This is a genomic window from Lysobacter stagni (assembly GCF_030053425.1).
Lineage (GTDB): Bacteria > Pseudomonadota > Gammaproteobacteria > Xanthomonadales > Xanthomonadaceae > Lysobacter_J > Lysobacter_J stagni.
In genome coordinates this window covers 2,473,463-2,495,352 of record NZ_JASGBI010000001.1, presented here as the reverse complement: position 1 = coordinate 2,495,352, position 21,890 = coordinate 2,473,463, and the positions used below count along the sequence as shown (strand labels likewise).

22 protein-coding genes are annotated in these 21,890 nt (G+C 67.1%); 6 read left to right on the top strand and 16 right to left on the bottom strand.

The features are described 5' to 3' along the window. Nucleotides 1–67: 67 nt before the first annotated feature. Nucleotides 68–322, top strand: a complete 255-nt coding sequence (locus tag QLQ15_RS11650) for a hypothetical protein (RefSeq protein ID WP_283212938.1) — start codon at nt 68–70, stop codon at nt 320–322. Nucleotides 323–362: 40 nt separating this feature from the next. Here QLQ15_RS11650 and QLQ15_RS11645 read toward each other — a convergent pair whose 3' ends face one another. The 11 genes from QLQ15_RS11645 to QLQ15_RS11595 all read right to left on the bottom strand — a co-directional run bounded on the left by QLQ15_RS11645 (nt 363) and on the right by QLQ15_RS11595 (nt 10,038). Next, nucleotides 363–1,553 (bottom strand): BaiN/RdsA family NAD(P)/FAD-dependent oxidoreductase, encoded by a 1,191-nt coding sequence (locus tag QLQ15_RS11645; RefSeq protein ID WP_283212937.1) that lies wholly within the window; start codon nt 1,551–1,553, stop codon nt 363–365. 14 nt (nt 1,554–1,567) lie between these two features. Further along, a complete protein-coding gene (locus tag QLQ15_RS11640; protein ID WP_283212936.1) occupies nt 1,568–2,125 on the bottom strand; it encodes a YaeQ family protein in 558 nt (185 codons plus the stop codon). 203 nt (nt 2,126–2,328) lie between these two features. Further along, nucleotides 2,329–3,276 carry a DUF2268 domain-containing putative Zn-dependent protease gene (locus QLQ15_RS11635; RefSeq protein WP_283212935.1) on the bottom strand — a complete coding sequence of 316 codons (948 nt, stop codon included), beginning with the start codon at nt 3,274–3,276 and terminating at the stop codon, nt 2,329–2,331. A gap of 143 nt (nt 3,277–3,419) precedes the next feature. Further along, nucleotides 3,420–5,219, bottom strand: a complete 1,800-nt coding sequence (locus tag QLQ15_RS11630) for an SLC13 family permease (protein WP_283212934.1) — start codon at nt 5,217–5,219, stop codon at nt 3,420–3,422. 131 nt (nt 5,220–5,350) lie between these two features. Beyond that, nucleotides 5,351–6,403, bottom strand: a complete 1,053-nt coding sequence (locus QLQ15_RS11625) for a Gfo/Idh/MocA family protein (protein ID WP_283212933.1) — start codon at nt 6,401–6,403, stop codon at nt 5,351–5,353. A 334-nt stretch (nt 6,404–6,737) separates the two neighbouring features. Next, entirely contained in the window at nt 6,738–7,103 is a 366-nt protein-coding gene (locus QLQ15_RS11620; protein WP_283212932.1) for a VOC family protein, read from the bottom strand. Nucleotides 7,104–7,171: 68 nt separating this feature from the next. Next, the gene (locus QLQ15_RS11615; protein WP_283212931.1) at nt 7,172–7,729 is read right to left on the bottom strand and encodes a DUF3228 family protein; all 558 of its coding nucleotides are present in this window, start codon (nt 7,727–7,729) and stop codon (nt 7,172–7,174) included. A 55-nt stretch (nt 7,730–7,784) separates the two neighbouring features. Further along, the gene (locus tag QLQ15_RS11610; protein ID WP_283212930.1) at nt 7,785–8,483 is read right to left on the bottom strand and encodes a hypothetical protein; all 699 of its coding nucleotides are present in this window, start codon (nt 8,481–8,483) and stop codon (nt 7,785–7,787) included. Further along, the gene (locus tag QLQ15_RS11605) at nt 8,480–8,665 is read right to left on the bottom strand and encodes a hypothetical protein (protein WP_283212929.1); all 186 of its coding nucleotides are present in this window, start codon (nt 8,663–8,665) and stop codon (nt 8,480–8,482) included. The genes QLQ15_RS11610 and QLQ15_RS11605 overlap by 4 nt, the downstream gene beginning before the upstream one ends. A gap of 33 nt (nt 8,666–8,698) precedes the next feature. Beyond that, entirely contained in the window at nt 8,699–9,079 is a 381-nt protein-coding gene (locus tag QLQ15_RS11600) for a hypothetical protein (protein WP_283212928.1), read from the bottom strand. 71 nt (nt 9,080–9,150) lie between these two features. Next, nucleotides 9,151–10,038: a restriction endonuclease gene (locus tag QLQ15_RS11595; protein WP_283212927.1), complete on the bottom strand. Its 888-nt coding sequence runs from the start codon at nt 10,036–10,038 to the stop codon at nt 9,151–9,153. Nucleotides 10,039–10,298: 260 nt separating this feature from the next. Between QLQ15_RS11595 and QLQ15_RS11590 the strand changes: the two genes are divergently transcribed. Then, complete coding sequence (locus QLQ15_RS11590; RefSeq protein ID WP_283212926.1) at nt 10,299–10,574, top strand: PAAR domain-containing protein; 276 nt, start codon at nt 10,299–10,301, stop codon at nt 10,572–10,574. Between the two features lie 110 nt (nt 10,575–10,684). Here the strand turns inward: QLQ15_RS11590 and QLQ15_RS11585 are convergent, their stop codons facing one another. Next, the gene (locus QLQ15_RS11585; protein WP_283212925.1) at nt 10,685–11,158 is read right to left on the bottom strand and encodes a hypothetical protein; all 474 of its coding nucleotides are present in this window, start codon (nt 11,156–11,158) and stop codon (nt 10,685–10,687) included. 213 nt (nt 11,159–11,371) lie between these two features. On the opposite strand from QLQ15_RS11585, the gene QLQ15_RS11580 reads away from it, so the two are divergent. Both QLQ15_RS11580 and QLQ15_RS11575 read left to right on the top strand, forming a co-directional pair. Further along, complete coding sequence (locus tag QLQ15_RS11580) at nt 11,372–11,884, top strand: DUF2975 domain-containing protein (RefSeq protein WP_283212924.1); 513 nt, start codon at nt 11,372–11,374, stop codon at nt 11,882–11,884. Between the two features lies 1 nt (nt 11,885). After that, complete coding sequence (locus tag QLQ15_RS11575; RefSeq protein ID WP_283212923.1) at nt 11,886–12,107, top strand: helix-turn-helix domain-containing protein; 222 nt, start codon at nt 11,886–11,888, stop codon at nt 12,105–12,107. Nucleotides 12,108–12,146: 39 nt separating this feature from the next. On the opposite strand, the gene QLQ15_RS11570 is transcribed toward QLQ15_RS11575, so the two are convergent. From QLQ15_RS11570 to QLQ15_RS11555, 4 genes are all read right to left on the bottom strand, one after another. Next, nucleotides 12,147–12,401, bottom strand: a complete 255-nt coding sequence (locus tag QLQ15_RS11570) for an XAC0095 family protein (RefSeq protein WP_283212922.1) — start codon at nt 12,399–12,401, stop codon at nt 12,147–12,149. 331 nt (nt 12,402–12,732) lie between these two features. Beyond that, entirely contained in the window at nt 12,733–13,050 is a 318-nt protein-coding gene (locus QLQ15_RS11565) for a hypothetical protein (protein WP_283212921.1), read from the bottom strand. Between the two features lie 599 nt (nt 13,051–13,649). Then, complete coding sequence (locus QLQ15_RS11560; protein WP_283212920.1) at nt 13,650–15,446, bottom strand: CPBP family intramembrane glutamic endopeptidase; 1,797 nt, start codon at nt 15,444–15,446, stop codon at nt 13,650–13,652. Between the two features lie 101 nt (nt 15,447–15,547). Continuing rightward, on the bottom strand, nt 15,548–19,054 hold the full coding sequence (locus tag QLQ15_RS11555; protein WP_283212919.1) for a methylmalonyl-CoA mutase family protein: 3,507 nt from the start codon (nt 19,052–19,054) through the stop codon (nt 15,548–15,550). Between the two features lie 169 nt (nt 19,055–19,223). On the opposite strand from QLQ15_RS11555, the gene QLQ15_RS11550 reads away from it, so the two are divergent. Further along, nucleotides 19,224–20,486, top strand: a complete 1,263-nt coding sequence (locus tag QLQ15_RS11550; protein ID WP_432277858.1) for a 2OG-Fe(II) oxygenase — start codon at nt 19,224–19,226, stop codon at nt 20,484–20,486. Between the two features lie 189 nt (nt 20,487–20,675). Next, nucleotides 20,676–21,779, top strand: a complete 1,104-nt coding sequence (locus tag QLQ15_RS11545) for a Glu/Leu/Phe/Val dehydrogenase dimerization domain-containing protein (RefSeq protein WP_283212917.1) — start codon at nt 20,676–20,678, stop codon at nt 21,777–21,779. The last annotated feature ends 111 nt before the right edge of the window (nt 21,780–21,890 follow it).

The following is a 21,890-nucleotide window of genomic DNA, read 5'->3' as shown; positions in this document are numbered from 1 at the left end:
TTCGGGGCTGCGCCAGCCTTCAATGCAGTCACGTCACACGTCCACGTCAAACCACGGAGTTCGCCCCATGGACAGGATCAAGGCCTGCGTCTTCGTCGTCGCAGGAATCGCGATGATCGGTTTCGGGATCTACTGCGCGTACGACACCTTCAGACTGTTCGCGTCCGGAGGAATCACGGCTCTGCTGTCCAATCGCCCCTTCGGTCGCGGCATCGCGATCGTGGGGCTCGTATGCGGCGGTATCGGCGTGATCCGGTTGGGCAAGGCCTACCTGCTTCCGATCGATCCCGACGTCAGGGCGTACATCGACAACCTGGACTGACCCTGCATCGGGGTTCGATGGAGAAGAACGCGGCCTGTGCCTACACCGCGTTGCCCGCGGCGTGTCCCGAGGCCCAGGCCCACTGGAAGTTGTAGCCGCCCAGCCAGCCGGTGACGTCGAGGACTTCGCCGATGAAGTACAGGCCGGGCACACGCTTTGACTGCATCGTGCTGGACGAGATTTCGTCGGTGTCCACGCCGCCGAGTGTCACCTCGGCGGTGCGATAGCCTTCGGTGCCGCTGGCCACCAGCGGCCAGTCGCCCAGCACCTGGGCGATCTCGCGCAGTTGCGGCGCGTTGTACTGCTTCATTGGCCGGTTGCTCAGCCAGTGCTCGCACAGGCGTTGCGCGAAGCGCTTGGGCATGACGTCGCCCAGCACGGTTTTCAGTTCGGCCGCGGGACGCTCGCGCTGCCATTGTTGCAACGCTTCCAACGCGTCCTGTCCCGGCAGGAGATCCAGGCGCAGGTCGTCGCCGGGCTGCCAGTACGACGAGATCTGCAGGATCGCCGGCCCGCTGATGCCGCGGTGCGTGATCAGCAGGTAATTGCTGAAGCTGGCGCCATTGCAGTGCGCCGTCACCGGCAGCGCGACGCCGCTCAACTCCGCCAGGCGTTCCTGGTGCTTGCCGCTGAGGGTCAACGGCACCAGCCCCGCGCGCGTGGGCAGCACGCCGTGGCCGAACCGGCGCGCCAGTTCGTAGCCGAAGCCCGTCGCGCCCATGCTGGGAATCGACAGCCCGCCACTGGCGACCACCAGCGATGGCGCGGAAAACGTGCCGTGCGTGGTGTGCAGGCGGAAACGGGCCTCGTCGCTGTCGCCGTGCGTGAGCCGCTCGATGCTGCAGCTGATTTCCACGCGTACGCCCGCATCGGCGCATTCGTCCAGCAGCATCTTCACGATCAGCTTGGACGACTCGTCGCAGAACAGCTGGCCCAGCTCTTTCTCGTGATACGCGATGCGGTGGCGCTCGACCATGTCGATGAAGTGCCACGGCGTGTAGCGCGCCAGCGCCGACTTGCAGAAATGCGGATTGGCCGAGAGGTAATTGGCGGGCGTGGTGCCGGTGTTGGTGAAATTGCAGCGGCCACCGCCCGACATCAGGATCTTCTTGCCGACGCGGTTGGCATGCTCGACGAGCAGCACGCGCTTGCCTCGACGTCCTGCGGTAAGCGCGCACATCAGGCCGGCAGCGCCGCCGCCGACGATCACCGCGTCGAAATGCCCGCTCATGCCCTGCCCCGCGATCAGGCTGCCTGCGCGGCCGACGCCATGCGCGTGCGCGGACGCAGATCGACCGAGCCGCTGTCGCCCATCAGCTGCAGTTCGCCATCCTGGATCAGCGCGCTGAAACGCATGCTGCGCTGAATGATCGCCGCCAGCGCATCGACCACCGCGGCATCGATGTCGATCACGGTGAGGTTGTCCAGGCGCGCCAGCGCGCTGGCGTTCTTGTCCCACCACAGGTCGGCGGCGCGTCCGGCGTAGTTGACCACCACCACCTGCCGCGCGCGCCCGCAGGCCTTGCGGATGCGCGACTCGTCCGGCTGGCCCAGGTCGATCCACTGCTCGATGTCGCCGGTGTAGTCGCGACGCCACAGGTCGGGCTCGTCGTCGTTGCTCAGGCCCTTGCCGAACTCCAGGCGCTCACTGGCGAACAGCGCGAAAGCGACCACGCGCACCATCAGCCGCTCGTCCGTCTCCGACGGATGCTGCGCGAGGGTGAGCGGATAGGTCGCGTAGTGGTGCCGGTCCAGGTCGCTGATCGTCAGCTCGGCCTTGACCACGGTCGCCTTGAGCGCCATGCGGGGATGCCTTGGGGGGAGAAGCGGAGCGCGCATTCTAGGCGCTTGCCGGGGCTGGTGCCTGACGCGGCGAACGCCAGCGCCGGGAGTGCCCCGCATCCGCCCCCAGGGGGCGCTGCGCTCTCACCTCTCCCCTTGCGGGAGAGGTCGACGCGCGTCAGCGCGTCGGGAGAGGGCGCGCGCGCCAGCGCGAACGCCCCGCCTCAGTCGATCCCCTCGCCCGGCGGCGGCAGCGTCATGCCTGGTGTCCAGCCGCTTTTCGCCAGGAAGGCCTTGGGGTCGTCGAGCTGCAGGATGTCGCGCACGGCCGCTCCCCGCTCCTTCGCCTGCAGGTAGTACGACTTGGCGATGCGATAGCCGATCCAGTAGCCCTGGTCGTACGGCGCGTCCGTTCCGGCCTGGTAGTTGTAGAGCCACGGCGTGAGGTCGGTGCTGTCGATGTCGCGCGCAAACCGGGTTTCAATCTCGCGCTCATGGCCGCGCACGCGGTCCGCCAGGCCCGGATTGCCGACGTTGCCGGAGATCAGCTCCGAGATGAATTCGGCGCCGCCTTCGATCAGCGACACGCGCAGCACCGTGGCCCGCGGATCGCCGTCCTCGAAATCGGTGGCACCGGTCTGCTGGATGTGGCCGTACTCGTGCGCGATGACGTGCACGAAGCGGTCTTCGATGTCGGGGTTCATGAAGTCGGCGGCGCACAGCGCCTCCAGCCCGATGGTCAGCCCGCCGGGATAGGCCATGCCCACCGGCTTGCCGCGCCCCACCACGATGGCGACCGGCGGGAACTTCGCCTCCGGATACACCTGCGCCAATCGCGCGAACGCAGCGGTCAGCCGCTTCTCCACCGCCGGCAGCGTCGTCATGCACTGCTTGGCATTGGCGTAGATCGCCGGATCGCGCGCCATGCGGTCCGCGATGCTCTGCGCGGTCACGCGCCGCAGCTTCGCGAACTCGTGCAGGCTGGGCGTGCCACGCGCCAGATAGTCCTGTTCGATCTGTTCCACCGTGGGTTTGCCGGCGGTGGCGTCGTACATCGCGTAGAAGCGCGTGACGTCCTCGGTCAGGATCTGCGGCCCGGGCGGTGCGGCCTGCGCGCAGACGGGAACGAGACAGAAAACGACGAGCGGGGCGAAGTGGCGCAGTCGGAGCATGGCTTCCTTCCTTGTGGGGGAGCCGGCGGGCACTTCATCCACTACCCCGCCGTCGCGCCACACCGTACCCGGCCGCCGCGCGCGGTTCCCGTGCATGAAGGCACGGTGCCACCCGGGCGATACGCGCATTCCACGCGCACGTCTCAGAACGGAAGCAGCACCGGCACCAGCGCCACGGTCACCACCAGCACCAGAAGCGCCAGCGGTGTGCCCACGCGTACGAAGTCGGCGAAGCCATAACCGCCCGGCCCCACCACCAGCGCGTTGACCGGTGACGACACCGGCGTCATGAAGGCGGTCGATGCCGCCAGCGCCACCGTCATCGCGAACGGCGCCGCCGATGCGTCCAGGTGGTCCGCGATGGCCAGCGCCACCGGCGCCATCAGCACCGCCACTGCGGTGTTGGAAATGAACATGCCCAACACCGCCGTCACCACGAATACCGCGGTCAGCACCGCGCGTGGTCCTGCACCGCCTGCCACGTCCAGCAGCAGGTCGGCCGCCAGATCGACGCCGCCGGTGCGCTGCAGCGCGAGCGAGAACGGCAGCATGCCGACGATCAGCACCAGGCTGGGCCAGTGGATCGCCCGGTACGCACCGCGCAGGTCCACGCAACCGGCCACGCCCATCAGCAGGCAGCCGATCAGCGCGGCATGCGCGTTGGCAACCACGCCGGTCACCATCATCGCCACCGTCAGCACCAGGATGGCCAGCGCGAACGGCGCGCGGCTTGCCGCAGGCGCGACGTCGTCCGCCTCGCCGGGCAGGTTCAGCAGCACCAGGCCTTCCGAATCCACGCCCACCGAACGCAACGCCGGCCAAGGTCCGACCAGCAGCAGCGTATCGCCGACCTCCATGCGTTCCTCGTCGGGATCGCGCGAGGCCGAACGTCCATGGCGCAGGCCGATCACCACCAGCTCGTGGCGGTCGCGCAGGCGCGTCTCGCGCGCGGTGCGTCCCACCAGCGGCGAGTTCGCCGTCACCAGCGCCTCGGCCATGCCGATGTCGTTCGCGTACGCGGAGAAGTAGTTGCCCTGCAGCGGCAGCGATTCCAGGCGCTGGCGGTTGAAGAGCACACCGGCATCGACATCGCGATCGTGCACGTCCAGCAGCAACGTGGCACCTGCCTCCACCGGCACGCCGATGGGAGACGCCAGCGACGTGCGGCCCAACAGCCCGGACTGCTCGATGGCCAGCACGTGCACGCCCGCCAGTTCACTGCCCTCGCAGTCGGCGGCCACGCGGCCGATCAGTGGCGACGCGGGACGCACGCGCACACGGCAGGCGCGGCCGGCCAGCGCGTACTCGCCGATCCAGTCCTCGATGCCGGGCCGTGCATCGACGGCCTGCGCGTCGCGCCCCAGCCAGCGCCGCGCGAACAGCATGTACGCGATCGCCACCACCAGGACCGGCACGCCGAACGGTGCGAACGCGAAGAACTCGAAGCCCGGATGCCCTTCGCGCAGCAGTTCGGACTGCACCACCAGGTTGGGCGCCGTGGCGACCAGCGTCATCATGCCGCTGACCAGCGCGGCCACGCTAAGCGGCATCATCAACCGCCCCGGCGCAATGCCCACGCGCTGGCAGATGCGCAGCACGATGGGAATGAAGATGGCGACCACGCCGGTGGAACTCATCACCGAACCGATGGTGGCCACTGCCACCATCAGCGCGACCATCAGGCGCGTTTCCGCCGGTCCCGCGAACCGCACGATGAGTTCGCTCAACCGCTGCGCCACGCCGGTGCGTGACAAGCCTTCGCCCAGCACGAACAGCAGTGCGATCAGCACGATGCTGGGATCGGCGAAACCGGCGATGGCCTCGCCGATGTCGATGACGCCGGTGAGCGGCAACGCGGCGACCATCAGCAGGCCGACCACGTCGCTGCGCGGACGGCCGATCGCGAACATCACGATGGCGCCGCCCAGCAGCAAAAGGACCATGGCCAGATCGGGCGTCATGCGCGTTCCACGCGTTGCAGCGGACGCACCCAGAGAGTGTTCATGCCATCGCGCCCGACCCGGAACCGGCGTCATTGCGCCTTTCCGGTGATGACGCGGCGGTGAAGGCGGCGCTACGCCAGCGACACCGCCCGCCCGCTGCGCACCGATTCGTAGATCGCCTGCAGGATGCGCACGTCGCGCTGGCCTTCCTCACCGGGCACCTTGGTGGGCCGGCCTTCCAGGATGCACTGGGCGAAGTCGTCCATCTCGGCGGCGAACAGGTCGATCTCCGGGAAGCGGATCTCCTTCCCGTCGCTGCGGCGGCCGTGGTTGCCGTCGTAGAAGAAGGCCGGGTCGAGTTCGAACCAGCCGTTCTCGGCATTCACGCGCAGGTTCTGGATGCGTCCGGCCTTGTAGCTGGTGCTGCAATAGGCAACGACGCCGCTGGGGAATTTCGTCGTCCACACGATGGATTCGTCGACCTCGGCGAACTTCACCGGGTCGGTCTTCGTTTCCACCGCGGAGACGAGGATGGGTTCCTCGCCGGTCAGGTATCGCGTGGCCTGCAGCGCGTAGATGCCCACATCCATCAGCGCGCCACCGCCGGCCAGCTCACGCTTGAGGCGCCATTGATCCGCCGGGCCGACGTCGATGGCGAAACCGGCCTGCAGGATGGTCGGCTTGCCGAACACCTGTTCGCGCACCAGCCGGATGCATTCCAGGTGATGCGGGTCGTACTGGCAGCGGTAGGCGGTGCCGAGCAGCCGTTTGGCGTCGCGGCAGGCGTCGATCATCTGCTGGCAGCGTTCGACCGAGATCTCCATCGGCTTCTCGCAGAACACATGCTTGCCGGCCCGCGCCGCCTGGATGGTGTGCTGCGCATGCAGCGCATTGGGCGTGACGACATAGACGATGTCGATGTCCGGGTTGTCCGCCATGCGCTGCATGGTGTCGTACGAGTACACGCTGTTGGCGGGAATGCCGTACTTCGCTTTCCACGCTTCGGCCTTGGCCGGCGTGCCGGTCACGATGCCCGCCAGGCGACAGTGTTTCGTCTTCATCAGCGCCGGTGCGATCTGGTCCGTGCTCAACTTGCCCAGGCCACACACGGCGACGCCGAGCTTGCGCGAATCCTGCGCGCGGGCCCGCGTGGACGAAGTGCTGATGAAGGGAGCGGCGGCCATGGCGGCAGTGGATGCGAGGAAATCACGACGGGTCGGCGGGGCCATCGGCGGTCGCTCGGGCTGGGCTGGGGCTAAGGTACCTGTCGGCGGCGCGGCGGGCCATCACGGGACGGGTTTCGCCTCGCGGGAAGGGAATCGCATCGGCGCGGAAGCCCCCTCTTCCGCCCCTTCGGGGCACCTTCTCCCGCGAGGGGAGAAGGGACATGCGCGAGCCATGCACCTCTCCCCTTGCGGGAGAGGTCAAACGCGCTTCGTGCGGCGGGAGAGCGGAGCGCGCGCGACGTAAAACCCACGGGCGCACTGCGCGCACTGTGATCGGCGTCGCCTCGCGGCGTCACAGCTCCGGCGCTGCCGCGCTCTGCCCGATCCACAACCGGTTGCCGTCCGGGTCCTCGATACGGAACTCGGTCATCCCGTAGAACGAGGTTTCCAGCTCCGGCACTTCCACGCCGTTCGCGCGCACCTTCGCGTGGTAGGCGGCGATGTCGTCCGGATACAGGTACAGCACGGAACAGCGCGCCACGTCCGGGTGCGGATTGATCGACTCGTCCAGCATCAGCTGGCAGTCGTCGAACGCCAGCAGCACCCAGCGCCACGAGTCGTTCTGCTTCACCACCTCGAAGCCGAGCCTGCGATAGAACGCGGTGCTGTCGGACACGCTGCGCACCGGCAGCATGGGCGTGATGCGGGTCATCTTCATGCCGAGCCTGCCTGGGACGTTTGGCCGACTTTAGCCAAATGGATGGAAGGCGCCGTCAAGCCCTGCGCTCAACCGCGCCAGTTCGCATGCGTGCGCCAGAACTCCACGCTGTGCAGATACGCCTTGCGGTCCATCGGTACGCCGGAGCCGCCCTCTTCCACGCCCAGCGCGTTGCGCATCATGGTGATGGGCGCCATCGGCGTTTCGACCGGCTCGGCGGTGTACATGCAGCCCACCACGCCCCAGTCGGCGTCGATGTGCGTGCCTTCCTTCGCCAGTTGCTCGCGGTCGTAGAGGATGACGATGAGGTAATCGGCCACGGGCGGGTCGATGCCTTCGAACCAGCGCACCAGTACCGGCAGTTCCTCGCGCGTGCGGGCTTCGTACTCGGAGCGCAGCAGGTGTCGGTTGTCGTCGGTGATCGGCACCGCCAGGCAACGCGTGGACGTCCAGTTGCGGTGCACGTGCAGTTTGCAGAACGGCGCGTAGCCATCCAGCACGGCCAGCGGCGCGACCTCGTTGAGGTGGCGTTCGAACGCTTCCGGCGTGCAGTCCTGGATGGTGTTGCGCCGCGACTCCCGCGGGAACAGGCGGGCGCGGGCGAAGTCGGTGAGGAAGATGGACATGGGCGGGGCATCGGTGGCGATGCGCCATTATCGGCCACGCGCGCGACCGCGCCGATCAGCTGACCCAGACGCCCTTGTGTTCGACGACCCGCCAGCCGTGCGGCGAACGTTCGAGGCGAACCAGCAGCCCGGCGCCACACAACCCGCCGCAATGATGGGTCACGTACAGCAACGCACTGCTGCGGTCGGCGCTCAGGACGGGCCGGGTGATATGCAGCACGCCGGACGCGCCGGGAAACGTGCGATGGAACTGCGCCCAGCGATCGAGATCCGGAGGCCCGGCGAACGCCGCCTCCAGATCGCTCGACCGGACCATCGCCGTGCCCGGAATGCCCGAGAGGTCGAGCGGAACCACCGACACGTTGGCCCGCAGCAGGTCATCGAACAGCCTGCGGGGCACGAAGCCATCCAGCGCAGCGGGTGGAGCGTCCGCCAGGTGGCCGTCGCACTTCGCCGCGGGGTCGCCCAGGCAGATCGACTCATCGGCCAGCAACAGCGTGTTCGGCTGCTGCTTGTGCGAGGATTGCGCCCGTGCCGGCTCCGGCGGCGGAGGCGGCATGCCTTCGAATCCAACCGCGGGCAACACCACTGCAAGGATGGCGCGCGTTTCCTCTGCCGTGGCGATGACCGGCTCGGCGGTCGCCGTGTCCGCGACAGTGGCCCCGGCTGGCGAGTTGGACGCGGCCTTTCCTACATACGGCATCGCGCACGCAAACAGCAGGACGCACGCGGCCACACGTTGCACGGCACTCATGCGTTGCGCCCCGCGTCGCCCGCGGCATCGCGCAGCTTGCCCGCCGCCGAGGCGTACACACCGCCGGCCACGACGAAGCACGCCAGATAGGTCAGCGCCTTGGCGCGCCCTGAGCCCACCCACAACGCGGCGGTGGGCACCACCGACAGGAACAGCGCAAACAGCAACAGGAAGCGCTGCATGATCGGCTCGTAATGTTGACGCTGCCACTGCGATCACTGTCGCCCGAACGAGAAGGCCGCGCCGTCGTCCGCCGACAATCGCGCCGCGATGCTCGTCTCCACGCGCGCGATCTGCGCCAGGTAGTACTGCACCAGCGCCTGCTTGGCCAGCGTGCGCGTACCGACGATGACGATGAAGAAGAGGATCGCCACGAACCCCGCCAGCGGCGCCCATGTGCCCAGCGCCTGCTCCGGGAACTGCGCCGAGACCGGCACCCACGCCGCCATCGCCCCGGTGGAGAACAGCAGCCCGAAGTCCTCAAAGGAACTGCGCGAATAGCTGTCGCACTTGTCACCCAGGTACGTGTACCACTGCCACAAGTCGGCGAACGAACCTTCCGCGTTGCCCAGCCCAGCCTGCCCTGCACCGTCCATGACGCCCCCTGCGTGTGGTCGTTGCGGCGATCATGCCAAAGAAGCCGCGGCAACGCGGCCGCCCCGCACCGTCACAGCTCCGGTGTCGATTCCTTGATGACCTTCATCGCCTCTTCGGCTCGACGCTGTTGTTCCCGCTGGCTCCGGGCCGTGGCTCGCGGTGTTTCGCCGGAGGCGCAATGGTCGATGTACGAGCCCGAGGCCGCATCGATGACCTCGTGGCAGGGATCGGCCTGCGACGTCGTGGACGGGGGCAATGCCGTGACCGTCTGCACGGGCGCCGAAACAGGCGGCGCGGACGCGGGCGGCTTCGGCGCCAGCGTGGCCGTGATCCGGTCCACGAGCACGTGATACATGAGCAGCACAAACCCCAGGAACAACACGGTGACAAGCACCTTGTACGCCAGCACCACCGCGACACTGCGGGTGGCGCCGGGCGATTGCGTGCGGTCACCCGTTGCGGACAGCAGTCGCTCGCCCAGCCGCCGGGCCATCGCGGTGCCTGCGCCATCCGCGGCACCCATGCGCACCGCATCGAATGCGGTCGCCGGTTCGCGGATGGGGCCCAGCATCATGCGCAGTTCGTCGCCGTCGATGAGCTGCACGTGCCCCAGCTTCTGCGCAGCCTCGATGGCCGCCTTGGTGAACTCACCGCTGTTGGCCAGGATGGCGCCGGTGGCACCGTGGTTGACCATCAGCCCCAGCAGTTCGTGCACGGCGTTGTGCGGCACCTTCATCGCGTTCCAGTGCTTGCACTGCACGATGATGAACTGCTCGCCGCGTCGCAGCTTCAGATCGATGCCGCCGTCGAACTTCGCGCCGGTGGCACCCGTACCGACGTGCTCGACCTCATAGCCTTCGCTGCGGTAATAGGCCGCGAGCAGCGCTTCCAGACGATCCCAGCTCACGCGCGCGAGCGCATCGGCCCGCCGATTCGCGACGCCCTTGAGACCTTTCATTCCTTCCCGCCCCCTTCTGTTCCTGCCCGCCGATGGTAGCCGTCATCCGGCGAGTCGTACCCAACCCGTGAGGTCGCCGCCAAAGCTCGAAGCCCGCATGCCCGGTCCAGGGCGCACTCCCGGCCGACACCGGGGGCCACCCCATCCCCCGCGCCGAGGTCGCACGCCGATGCGAGAAAAATTCTCATTGCGGCTCACGGGATCGCTTGGCTACAAGGTCGCCTCGATCAGGGAGAAAGAGTCGTATGGAAAGGCGTCACGTGATTGTCGTGGGCGACACAACCAACGCAGGCGGGGAGACAACCGAAGGGCTGGCCGATGTCCGGGTGGCCTGCCAGGACGGGCTCCTGCGCCCGCTCGTCTGCCTCGGACATGCGGTGACCTGTGGTGCGTGCGGTCCCACCCGCGTGGTCGAAGGCGCGCCCTACTTCGGCCATCTCCGTGCCGCCTACGACGGCGCCGCGCTCGCCTGCGGGCACCGGCTCGTGTCACGCAAGCAGCCCATCGTCGCGATCGAGGTTCCGCGCGGCGAGTAGCAGGCGGGTGCGGGCGACGTCGGTCAGGACGATGGACACGGGCGAGGACAGGCGGCGACGTCGCTGCACTATCGGTGCGGCCGGGAATACCTTCGCGGCCGCACGAGTGCTCAGGGCGCCTTGCGCGCCGGTTCCGCCTCCGCGCCAATCCAGATGCAGCTGTAGACGCACACGCGGCCGAGTTGCAGGTCGCTGCCGTCGTCGACGGGGCATTCGCCTTCTTCTTCGAGGAAGCAGATGCGGTCGCCGTCCAGGCGGTAACCCGGGCAGGACTCGCAGCCGCCGCCACCGCCGCTGTCGTTGATGCGCTTCGTGGTCAGCGAGTCGCGCGTGACGTGCACATCCTCGCGCTTGGTGCGCGCCTGCCAGGCGCGGACATCGGATGCCAGTTGCTGCAGCTCCGTCTTGCGCGCCGGCGTGAGCGCGGGCGTGCTGGCGGCGTCGCGCTTGAAGGCCTGCGCTCGCTGCACCAGCGCTTGCCGCTCGCTGTCGGCGTCGCTGCCTTGCGGGGCTTTCGGCGCGCAACCGGTCACGCACGCCATCCCTGCGACGAGGACCGCGACCGCCATGCTGCGTGGGTACATGCGAAACCCCTCCGGCCCAGAGGGGCCTGCATCACACGCAAGGCAACGGCGGCCGCGCAACCGGGCGGACAGTCCGGATCCGCGTGAGGACATGGAGGCCCGGGGCTCCCTGGGCCCCGGCCACGCGCGAGGGGTGTCTTCCGGCCTATTTTTATCGTTAAACAATATGTCTATTATCGTTTCACGATACCCGTCCCCACCCCGGAGGCCACCATGAACAGCATGTCCGCCCGCGCCCTTGGCGTCGCCCGCCCGGTCATCCAGGGCCTGACGGCCCTCAACGTCCTCTACGCCGCCGGCGTCGCGGGGCTGCTCATCGCCAGCTTCTTCATTGAAGGCTGGCCGAAGCGGCCCTTGGGCATCGAACTGGTGACTCAATACCCGTGGGCGCCGGCCGGGCTGCGCGCCATCGTCGTCATCGGCCTGATCGGTGCCGGCATCGTGCACACCGTGCTGCGTCGCCTGCTGGCCATCGTCGACACGGTGCGCGGCGGCGATCCGTTCATTGCGGCCAACGCCCGACGACTCAACGCCATCGCCTGGAGCGTGCTGGCACTGGAGGTGCTGCGCATGATCGTCGCCGCCATTGCCTCGGCGGTGTGGGAGCCCGGAAAGATCGACGGCTTCTCGTTCGCTCCGTGGCTGGCGGTGCTGATGCTGTTCGTGCTGTCCGGCGTGTTCGCCCACGGCGCACGCATGCGGGCCGACCTGGAAGGGACCGTCTGACATGGCCATCGTGGTCCGACTGGACGACCTGTTGCACGCACGGCGCATGACGCTGACCGAGCTGGCCGCGCGCATCGACATCACCCTGGCCAACCTGTCCATCCTGAAGACCGGCAAGGCCAAGGCGATCCGCTTCTCCACGCTTGAGGCGATCTGCGACGTGCTGCAATGCCAGCCCGGTGATCTGCTCGCGTTCGACCCGGCAATTCCGGGTGAGGATTGACGCGCGGCAGTCCGCCACTCTTCGCACGTACTACGCGCGTCACGCCGACCCGGACCCCGGGTCGTCGTGGATCACGACAGAAAGTGCGTCGTCCAGATGGTTGGCGACGCGGTCGAAGAGTTCGGACAGGGCGTCGGGCGAGACGAACAGGACTTCGCGCCGTTCGCTGCGGGCTTCGGTGAACTGCGCGAGCAGGCGCAGCTGGTCGCGCGTGTGGACCAGCGATTCGTGCGCGCGCGTGGGCAACAAGTAGCCGCGGAACGCGGCGGGGATGGAGCGAGGATCCTTTCGCATGTGGTGTCTCCAGCAAACCAGCCGGCTTGCGCTGCGGAGGCAGCGCAAGGTGTCGGGAGGTTCGAAGCCGCATCAAGCCGGCGGGCGTATTTCCTCTTGCGAGGTGTTGTATTAGCCGCCCTCCCGACGCGGAACATCGTTGCGCCGGACTCATGCCCAGGATTCGGGCATAAGAAACCCGCCTGTGATTCGGTGGCGGGTTACCGCTTGATGCGGAGCTTCGACGCTCCTTGAGAGGGAGTCTGCTAGGGCGTTCGACTGCCGGCAATGAGCCTAAGTCCCAGCGCGGTTGTGCGAAGTGTCAGCAACACACGCCTCCAAGCGGCAACGGCTAGAGGTTCTGCGCGTTGAACACCGTGACATGCGGGGAGTCATCGAACCCCGCCTGGACGTCGGACAGGTGAACGTGGCTGTACGCCGCCCCCATCCGCTCCATCTCGTCTGCGGCGTGCATGAGGAACGCCGCAGTCCTGCGAGCCTCGTCCGGCGTGGCGACGAACGTGATTTCTGCAAGCTCTTCCGACTTGATCTGCTCTATCGGGAGCCCGTGATTGGGATAACCGTATAAACGCATTAAGAACCTTGCAATGTTCGTTAAATACTTCGGGAGCGCTTCGCTTGTCCTCCGAACCAGAAAAGCGCTGGGCATCGAGGGGTCGTCTCGATCCTAGCTGCGCCGCTAACAGTTCTGTGCGCTGAACACTTCTCGTGCTCGTTATGCCGATCCTCGGTGCGCTTCCCTTACCCGGGCTACGCTGGGTGGTAGTCGAGCCCTGGACGCCCACCTCCGCAGTTTGGGCAGCGCCTGAGAAAGATATCGCTACCGTTGGCTCCGTACTCCAGCTTGCACGCATCGCAACGTAGGACGTAGATCTTCTGAAGGTGGTCGGTCCCAGGAAGCCCCGTTGACCTTACAACCACTTGACCGTTCTTGTTTCGATACCCTGAAACTGTTGTGCCTTTAGATGCAGTCATCTATCCACGCTCCAGAGGATCCGCCAACCAGCTCAGGTAACCGAAGTTGCCTGCGAGTCAGCCTCAAAGGATGGAGCTTCGTTGATCAAACCCGGGTGCGCTCCGCTTACTCGGGCTACGCTGGCTGATGTCAATTCCCGTGTGGTACACATCCCATCAGACCTCGCCTGTTTCACTGCTCCCAGCCAGTCAGCCAGACGACGCTGCCATCACGCGAATGCGCGAGAACTCAACCCGACATCCTTCAATAGTTACTGTTCCGTTCACGCCCCCTCACCCCACCCCCAACAAAACCCCCACCGCCACCGCATTGTTCAGCACATGCAGCGCAATCGTCGGCGCCAGTGACCCGGTCCGCTTCACCAGCCAGCCGCCGAAAAGGCCCATCGCGAAGTAGTAAAGGAAGCGCGGCGGGTCGTCGTGCATGGCAGCGAAGCCGAGCGCCTGCAGCGCGTTGGCCCAGCCGAAGCTGATGTGGCGCGACAGGCCGCCCAGCATCAGGCCGCGGAAGACGACCTCTTCAAACACGGGGCCGATCAGCGCCAGGATCAGCAGCGTCAGCATCGGGCCGCCGAGTTCTTCGCCGCCTTCGACCATCGCGGCAACCATGCGCGTCTGCGCGGTTTCGAGGTTCACACCCATCCATGTCTGCACGACGGCCAGCACCCAGCCCAGGGCGATCAGCGCGCCCCACATCAGCAGCACGATCCACCAGGTGCGCAGCGCGGTGCGGTCGCCGAGGAACTGGCGCCGCGTCATGCCGACCAGCGCCGGCACGACGAACACCAACGCCGTGATTTCGGCGATGAGGAAGGCGCGGAACATCTGCGCCGATGCCGCGGCGTTGCCACTGAACAGGTCGGCCATCGCCTCCGGCCGCACCAGCATCAGCACCACCATCGGGACGATCAGCGCGACGGCCGCGCCGTACCACGCGCGCTTCAGTCCAATGGCCGGGAACATCGGTTCACTGACCTTGCCCTTGAGGCGCCGCGCCAGTCCTCGGTAGTGCGCGGGCACCAGCACCACGCCGGGCGCCAGCAGCAACAGCAGCAGCCACGCGAGACAGATCGCCAGGCCCGGCAGCATGGTCGGGCTGACCAGCGTGAGGGGCGCGGCCATCGCCAGCGTGGCGAAGCGCGAGAGGTGGCCGGCGAAGTTCGGGCGATCGGTCAGGTCCACCAGCTTGGCTGCGCCGGCGTAGTCGCGGGCGCCCATGGCGGCTTCGAACTTGAGCGACCGGGTCGCTTCGCACTTGATGCAGACGTTCTTGAGCACGCGCTGCGCAGAGGCGAAATCGCCGGCTCGCAGGTAGGCGCGCGCGGCCACTTCGTGGTCGACGTACTCCATCAACTCCGGCTTGCGACGCAGTTCCGCCAAGCCGGCCTTCGGGTCGGGCAATGCGAGGGCGGCCTTGACGCGACCGGCCACGTCCATCGGGTTTTCCGACGGCGCGGCCTTCGCCAGGAGGTCGGCGGCCTCGTCCAACTTCTTCTGGTTCACCAGATACTGTGCCGCGGCGCCGGTACGGGAAACATCGCCCATGCGGACCGCCATGAGGGCCAGTTCGCCGGCACGTTCCGGGTTGTCGTTGAACTCGTGGCCCATCGATGTCTGGCTCAGCAGCTCGCGCCGGGGCGGCGCCGGCCACTGGTCGGCGACCTTCAGGAGGGCTTCGCCGCGCGTGGCGGCCTCCTCGCCGAAGAGCGTTTCCATCTCGAACAACGCCACCTGCGGCGCATTCGGCCAGCGCTCGCGCAGTTGTTGGGTGCAGGACGCAAGGGCGTCCTCCGCGCCGGAAATCCAGCGGACACCTTCCGGGTCGCCATAGAACTGAAGGAAGCGGCATCGCGAGACGGCGAGCCCGATGTCGCCGGGTGCCTGCTTCGTGGCGGCATCCAGCGCGGCGAGTGCTTCGTCATAGGCGTGTTGGGTGGCCTCTTCGACCTTGGCAATGGCGCGTCCGGCTTCCGCAGCGGCAAAGTCGGGCGGCGACCCTGCCGCCTGCGCCAGTCCGATGAAAAGTGCAGCAGACGCACACAGCGCCCGCAGTGCCGCGCGAGTGTCCATACCCCATCCCCGTGTTGTCCCCGGCCGAGTTTAGCGACAGCGCGCGCAAAAAATGAAGGCCCGCCGAAGCGGGCCTTCCGATGTCCGGTGGACAGGACGAATTACATGTTGCGGCGGTACTCCCCACCCACGTCGTACAACGCATGGCTGATCTGCCCAAGGCTGTGCGTCTTCACCGCCTCCATCAAACTGGAGAACACGTTGCGGCGTTCGCGGGCGGTGGCCTGTAGGGACTTCAACCCATCGGCGGCGAAGCCGTTGCGGTTGCCCTGGTAGCCGGCGACGTTGTCGATCTGCTGGCCCTTCTCGCTTTCGGTGGAGCGGATCAGTTCGATCTCGGTGACGATGTCGCCGCCGTGGTCCTTGGGCAGGAAGGTGTTCACGCCGATCAGCGGCAGGCTGCCGTCGTGCTTCTTGTGCTCGTAGTACAGGCTTTCTTCCTGGATCTTGCCGCGCTGGTACATGGTGTCCATGGCGCCCAGCACACCGCCGCGCTCGCTGATGGCTTCGAACTCCTTGTAGACGGCTTCTTCGACGATGTCGGTGAGCTTGTCGACGATGAAGCTGCCCTGCCAGGGGTTCTCGTTGAAGTTCAGCCCCAGCTCCTTGTTGATGATCATCTGGATGGCCACGGCGCGGCGCACGCTTTCTTCCGTGGGCGTGGTGATGGCTTCGTCATATGCATTGGTGTGCAGGCTGTTGCAGTTGTCGAACAGCGCGTACAGGGCCTGCAGCGTGGTGCGGATGTCGTTGAACTGGATCTCCTGCGCATGCAGGGATCGGCCGCTGGTCTGGATGTGGTACTTCATCATCTGGCTGCGCGCGGAGGCGCCGTAGCGCTCGCGCATGGCGCGGGCCCAGATGCGGCGGGCGACGCGGCCGATGACGGTGTACTCCGGGTCCATGCCGTTGCTGAAGAAGAACGACAGGTTGGGCGCGAAGTCGTCGATCTTCATGCCGCGCGCGAGGTAGTACTCGACGATGGTGAAGCCGTTGCTGAGCGTGAAAGCCAGCTGGCTGATCGGGTTCGCGCCGGCTTCGGCGATGTGGTAACCGCTGATGGACACCGAGTAGAAGTTGCGGACGTTCTTGTCCACGAAGTACTGCTGGATGTCGCCCATCATGCGCAGGGCGAACTCGGTGCTGAAGATGCAGGTGTTCTGCGCCTGGTCTTCCTTCAGGATGTCGGCCTGCACGGTGCCGCGCACGGTGGCGAGGGTGTGTGCCTTGATCTTCGCGTAGGTCTCTTCGTCGACGACCTGGTCGCCGGTGACGCCCAGCAGGCCCAGGCCGAGGCCGTCGTTGGTCTCGGGCAGCATGCCGCTGTACTGCGGGCGATTGCGGCCTTCGAACATCTTTTCGATCTTGTCGTGCGCTTCGTCCCAGCGGTGCTGATCGGCGCGCAGGTACTTCTCCACCTGCTGGTCGACGGCGGTGTTCATGAACATCGCCAGGATGATCGGCGCCGGGCCGTTGATGGTCATCGAAACGGACGTGCTGGGCGCGCACAGGTCGAAGCCGGAGTACAGCTTCTTCATGTCGTCCAGCGTGGCGATGTTGACGCCGGAGTTGCCGATCTTGCCGAAGATGTCCGGGCGCACGGCGGGGTCTTCGCCGTACAGCGTGACGCTGTCGAACGCGGTGGACAGGCGCGCGGCCGGCTGGCCGACGGACAGGTAATGGAAGCGGCGGTTGGTGCGCTCCGGCGTGCCTTCGCCGGCGAACATGCGGATGGGGTCTTCGCCGGTGCGGCGGTACGGGTACACGCCGCCGGTGTACGGGTAGTAGCCCGGCAGGTTTTCCTTCTGCAAGAAGGTCAGCAGCTCGCCCCAGCTCTTGTAGGTGGGCGCGGCGATCTTCGGGATCTTCTGGTGGCTCAGCGACTCGCGGTAGTTCTCGACGCGGATGGTCTTGTCGCGGACCTGGTATTCGTTGACTTCGTCCGTGATGGACTTCAGGCGCGCGGGCCAGTCGCGCAGGAGCTTCAGGGCTTCTGAAGTCAGGGACTGGACGGCGTCGTTGTAGCGTTGGCGGAGGGTGAGGAGGGTGCGGTCGGGCGCGCTTTGCGCGCTCCCCTCTCCCGACGCGCTGCGCGCGTCGACCTCTCCCGCAAGGGGAGAGGTGGAAAGCAGTGCATCGGCGGCGTACAGGTCCAGCGCCTTCGGCAGCGCCGCGTCGCCCAGGTCGTGCAGCGACTGCCAGTAGCTCTGCGCGCGGTCGGCGGTCTCGGACTGCGTTTCGATCTTGGCGTTGATGCCGCGGCCCTGTTCGGCGATCTCGGCCAGGTACCGCACGCGCGCGCCGGGGATCAGCACGGTGGCGCGCGGCTCCTTCAGCGCGGTGTCGATGTCCGGCGTCCACTTTTCCGTCGGCAGCTGCAGCTTGTCGCGCAGCAGGCGGCACAGGTTGGCGAACATCCAGCTGATGCCGGGGTCGTTGAACTGGCTGGCGATGGTCGGGTAGACCGGGACGTCCTCGTCCTTGGTCTGGAAGGCGACGCGGTTGCGCTTCCACTGCTTGCGCACGTCGCGCAGGGCGTCTTCGGCGCCGCGCTTGTCGAACTTGTTGAGCACCACAAGTTCCGCGTAGTCGAGCATGTCGATCTTTTCCAGCTGGCTCGGCGCGCCGAAGTCGCTGGTCATCACGTACATGGGGAAGTCGACCAGGTCGACGATCTCCGAATCCGACTGGCCGATGCCGGCGGTCTCGACGATGACCAGGTCGTAGCCCAGCCCCTTGAGGAAACCGATGCAGTCCTTCAGCACGGTGTTGGTGGCCATGTGCTGGCGGCGCGTGGCCATCGAACGCATGTACACGCGCTTGCTGCGCAGCGAATTCATGCGGATGCGGTCGCCCAGCAGCGCGCCACCGGTGCGGCGGCGCGTGGGGTCGACGGAGATCACGGCAACGCGCATCTCCGGGAAACTGGCGAGGAAACGGTTGAGCAGTTCGTCCGTCACCGAGGACTTGCCGGCGCCGCCGGTGCCGGTGATGCCGATGACCGGCGTCTTGCCGCCGGCCAGCTGCCACTGCTTGCGCAGGTGCGCGAGCTGGGCGTCGTCGAACACACCTTCCTCGATGGCGCTGAGGGTGCGGCCGATGCTGATTTCATCGTCGATGCTGGCGGACTGGTCCGGGTGCTGCGCGGACTTGCGGGCATCGCCGGCACGGCGCACGACGTCCTCGATCATCGCCACCAGGCCCATGTGCATGCCGTCGTTGGGGTGGTAGATGCGTTCGACGCCGTAGGCCTGCAGTTCGCGGATCTCTTCTGGCGTGATGGTGCCGCCGCCGCCGCCGAAGACGCGGATGTGGCCGGCGCCGCGTTCCTTGAGCATGTCGACCATGTACTTGAAGTACTCGACGTGGCCGCCCTGGTAGGACGACAGCGCGATGCCGTCGGCGTCTTCCTGCAACGCGGCGCGGACGACGTCCTCCACGGAACGGTTGTGGCCCAGATGGACGACTTCCGCACCCTGCCCCTGGATCAGGCGCCGCATGATGTTGATGGCGGCGTCGTGCCCGTCGAACAGGCTGGCGGCGGTGACGAACCGCAGCGGGCTGGTCTCGGTGGCGGCTTCGGGCAGGTTGGTGGCGGGGGTGCTCATGGACTGCTCAATTCGGAAACGAACGAATCCGTATTGTAGCCCGAGGGGAATTACGGGCTCGTTGTGCGGCGCGGGAAGGCGTGGGCCCGGCCGGTGGGCGGCCGCCATGGCCGGCAAAGTCCGTGCCTTTTGTGACTACACTCCTAGCCCGTCCGCACCACCGCCCATGATCGACGACCCCGCCCTGTTCGACCTGCGCCACCAGGCCCGCGACGGTTCGCCGCCGGCGCTGTACCGGCTGGCGTCGGCGCTGGTGCTGCGGCATCAGATGGCCGAGGCCTTCGTCCTGCACCGCCGGGCCGCCGAGGCCGGGTTGGCGAATGCGCAGATCGAACACGCGCGCATGCTGATGTACGGCGTGGGCTGCGATGCCGATGCGTCGCAGGCGGTGGCATGGCTGCTGCGCGCGGAACTGGCCGGCAGCCCCATCGCCGGCTATTTCCTGGCGTTGATCGCGCTGGGTGGACAGGCGCTGCCGCGCGACGGGCGCATCAACGAACGCCTGATGCTGGCCGTGCGCGCGGAATACCCGCCGGCACTGCGCGCGGTGGCGATGCATTTCGGGCGCAAGGCCGATCGCGACGACCAGGCGCGCTGCATGCAATGGCTGGAACGTGCGGCGGGCCTGGGCGACGCGGTCGCGGCGCGGTTGCTCGCCGAACGCTTGCAGCGCGGCGAAGGCTGCCGCCCTCGTCCCGACGCCGCGGCGCAGTTGCGTCGCCAGCTGGCGCAGCACGGGGTCGGGCCGTTGCCGTCGGTGGCCGTGCCGGAGTTCGTGCCGATAAACGCCCAGCCCGGCCAGCTGCAGATGGAAGACGTGTTGCAACCGGTGGACCTGACGTTGCAGTCGGCGCGTCCGCACGTGCTGACCGTGGACGGGCTGCTCAGCGCGGACGAATGCCGGTTGCTGATCGCGGCATCGGAATCGCGTCTGCAGAGTTCGCGCACGATCGACCCGAATGACGGCCTGCCGTTGGCGATGGACCTGCGTACCAGCAGCGATGCGTCGCTGGACCCGATCCTGGAAGACGTCGCCTTGCGCGCGGTGCAGTTGCGCATGGCGTCGGCCGCCGGCGTGCCGCTCTCGCATGCCGAGCACCTCACCGTGCTGCGTTACGAGCCCGGACAGGAATACCGCCCGCACCGCGACTACCGCCCGCCGGGCTCGCTTGAGCGCGACCGTCCGGACGCCGGCAACCGCCTGCGCACCATCTGCGTGTACCTCAACGAGGTGCAGGCCGGCGGCGAGACGGAATTCCCGGTGGCCGGCCTGCGCGTGGCGCCCCGGCCCGGGCGCGCGGTGATCTTCGACAACCTGCACGCCGATGGCGCACCGGACGTGGATTCGCTGCATGCCGGCCTGCCGGTGCAGCGCGGAGTGAAGTGGCTGGCCACCCTCTGGCTGCGCCAGGCGCCCTACCGGAATTTCTGAACGGGCGTCACGCCGGCGACGGGCTGAACGCGTACGCATCCGTATCCCCTGATTGATTTAGACTACCGCGCCTGCGGCGGGCCCCAAGCCTTTGTCGCAGAGGCGAATCCATTTCGATTCAACGACTTACCCATCACAGTTGGCGTAAAGCGCGACGCGCAACCACTCGCGCCAACAGCGGAGCACCCGATGATTTTCGAAACCCTGGACACCTTCGGCCACGAGCAGGTCGTGTTTTGCCACAACAAGGACGCGGGCCTGAAGGCCATCATCGCGATCCACAACACCGTGCTCGGTCCGGCCCTCGGTGGTACGCGCATGTGGCCGTACAAGACCGAGCAGGACGCGCTGAACGACGTGCTCCGCCTGAGCCGCGGCATGACCTACAAGAACGCGGTCGCCGGCCTGAACATCGGCGGCGGCAAGGCGGTCATCATCGGTGATCCGGCGGTCGACAAGTCCGAAGCGCTGTTCCGCGCATTTGGCCAGTTCGTCGAAGCGCTGGGCGGCCGCTACATCACCGCCGAGGACGTCGGTATCGACGTCAACGACATGGAATACGTGTACCGCGAGACCGAGTACGTCACCGGCGTGCACCAGGTCCACGGCGGCTCGGGCGACCCGTCGCCGTTCACCGCCTACGGCACGCTGCAGGGCCTGATGGCCACGCTCAACAAGCGCTTCGGCGACGAGGAAGTCGGCAAGTATTCCTACGCCGTGCAGGGCCTGGGCCACGTGGGCATGGAGTTCGTGAAGCTGCTCAAGGAGCGCGGCGCGAAGATGTTCGTCACCGACATCAACAAGGGTCTGGTCGACAAAGCCGTGTCCGAGTACGGCGCCGAAGCCGTGGGCCTGGACGAGATCTACGACGTGCCGGCCGACGTGTACTCGCCGTGCGCGCTGGGCGGCACCGTCAACGAGAACACCCTGCCCCGCCTGAAGGCCAAGGTCATCTGCGGCGCGGCCAACAACCAGCTGGCCAACAACGCCATCGGCGATGAAGTGGCCAAGCGCGGCATCCTGTACGCACCGGACTACGCGGTGAACGCGGGCGGCGTGATGAACGTGGCGCTGGAACTGGACGGCTACAACCGCGAGCGTGCCATGCGCATGATGCGCACGATCTACCACAACCTGGCGCGCATCTTCGAGATCGCCGAGCGTGACGGCATCCCGACCTACCGCGCGGCCGACCGCCTGGCCGAGGAGCGCATCACCGCCATCGGCAAGCTGAAGCTGCCGCTGGGCCGCTCGGCTCCGCGCTTCCAGGGTCGTATCCGCGGCGGGCATTGATCCGTCCTGACGGCATCAACCCGAAGCACTGAGAAAACGCCCGGCTTGCCCGGGCGTTTTCTTTGACGCAAGACCTCTCGCGGGGGAAAGGTGCGCCCAGTACGGCCGCGT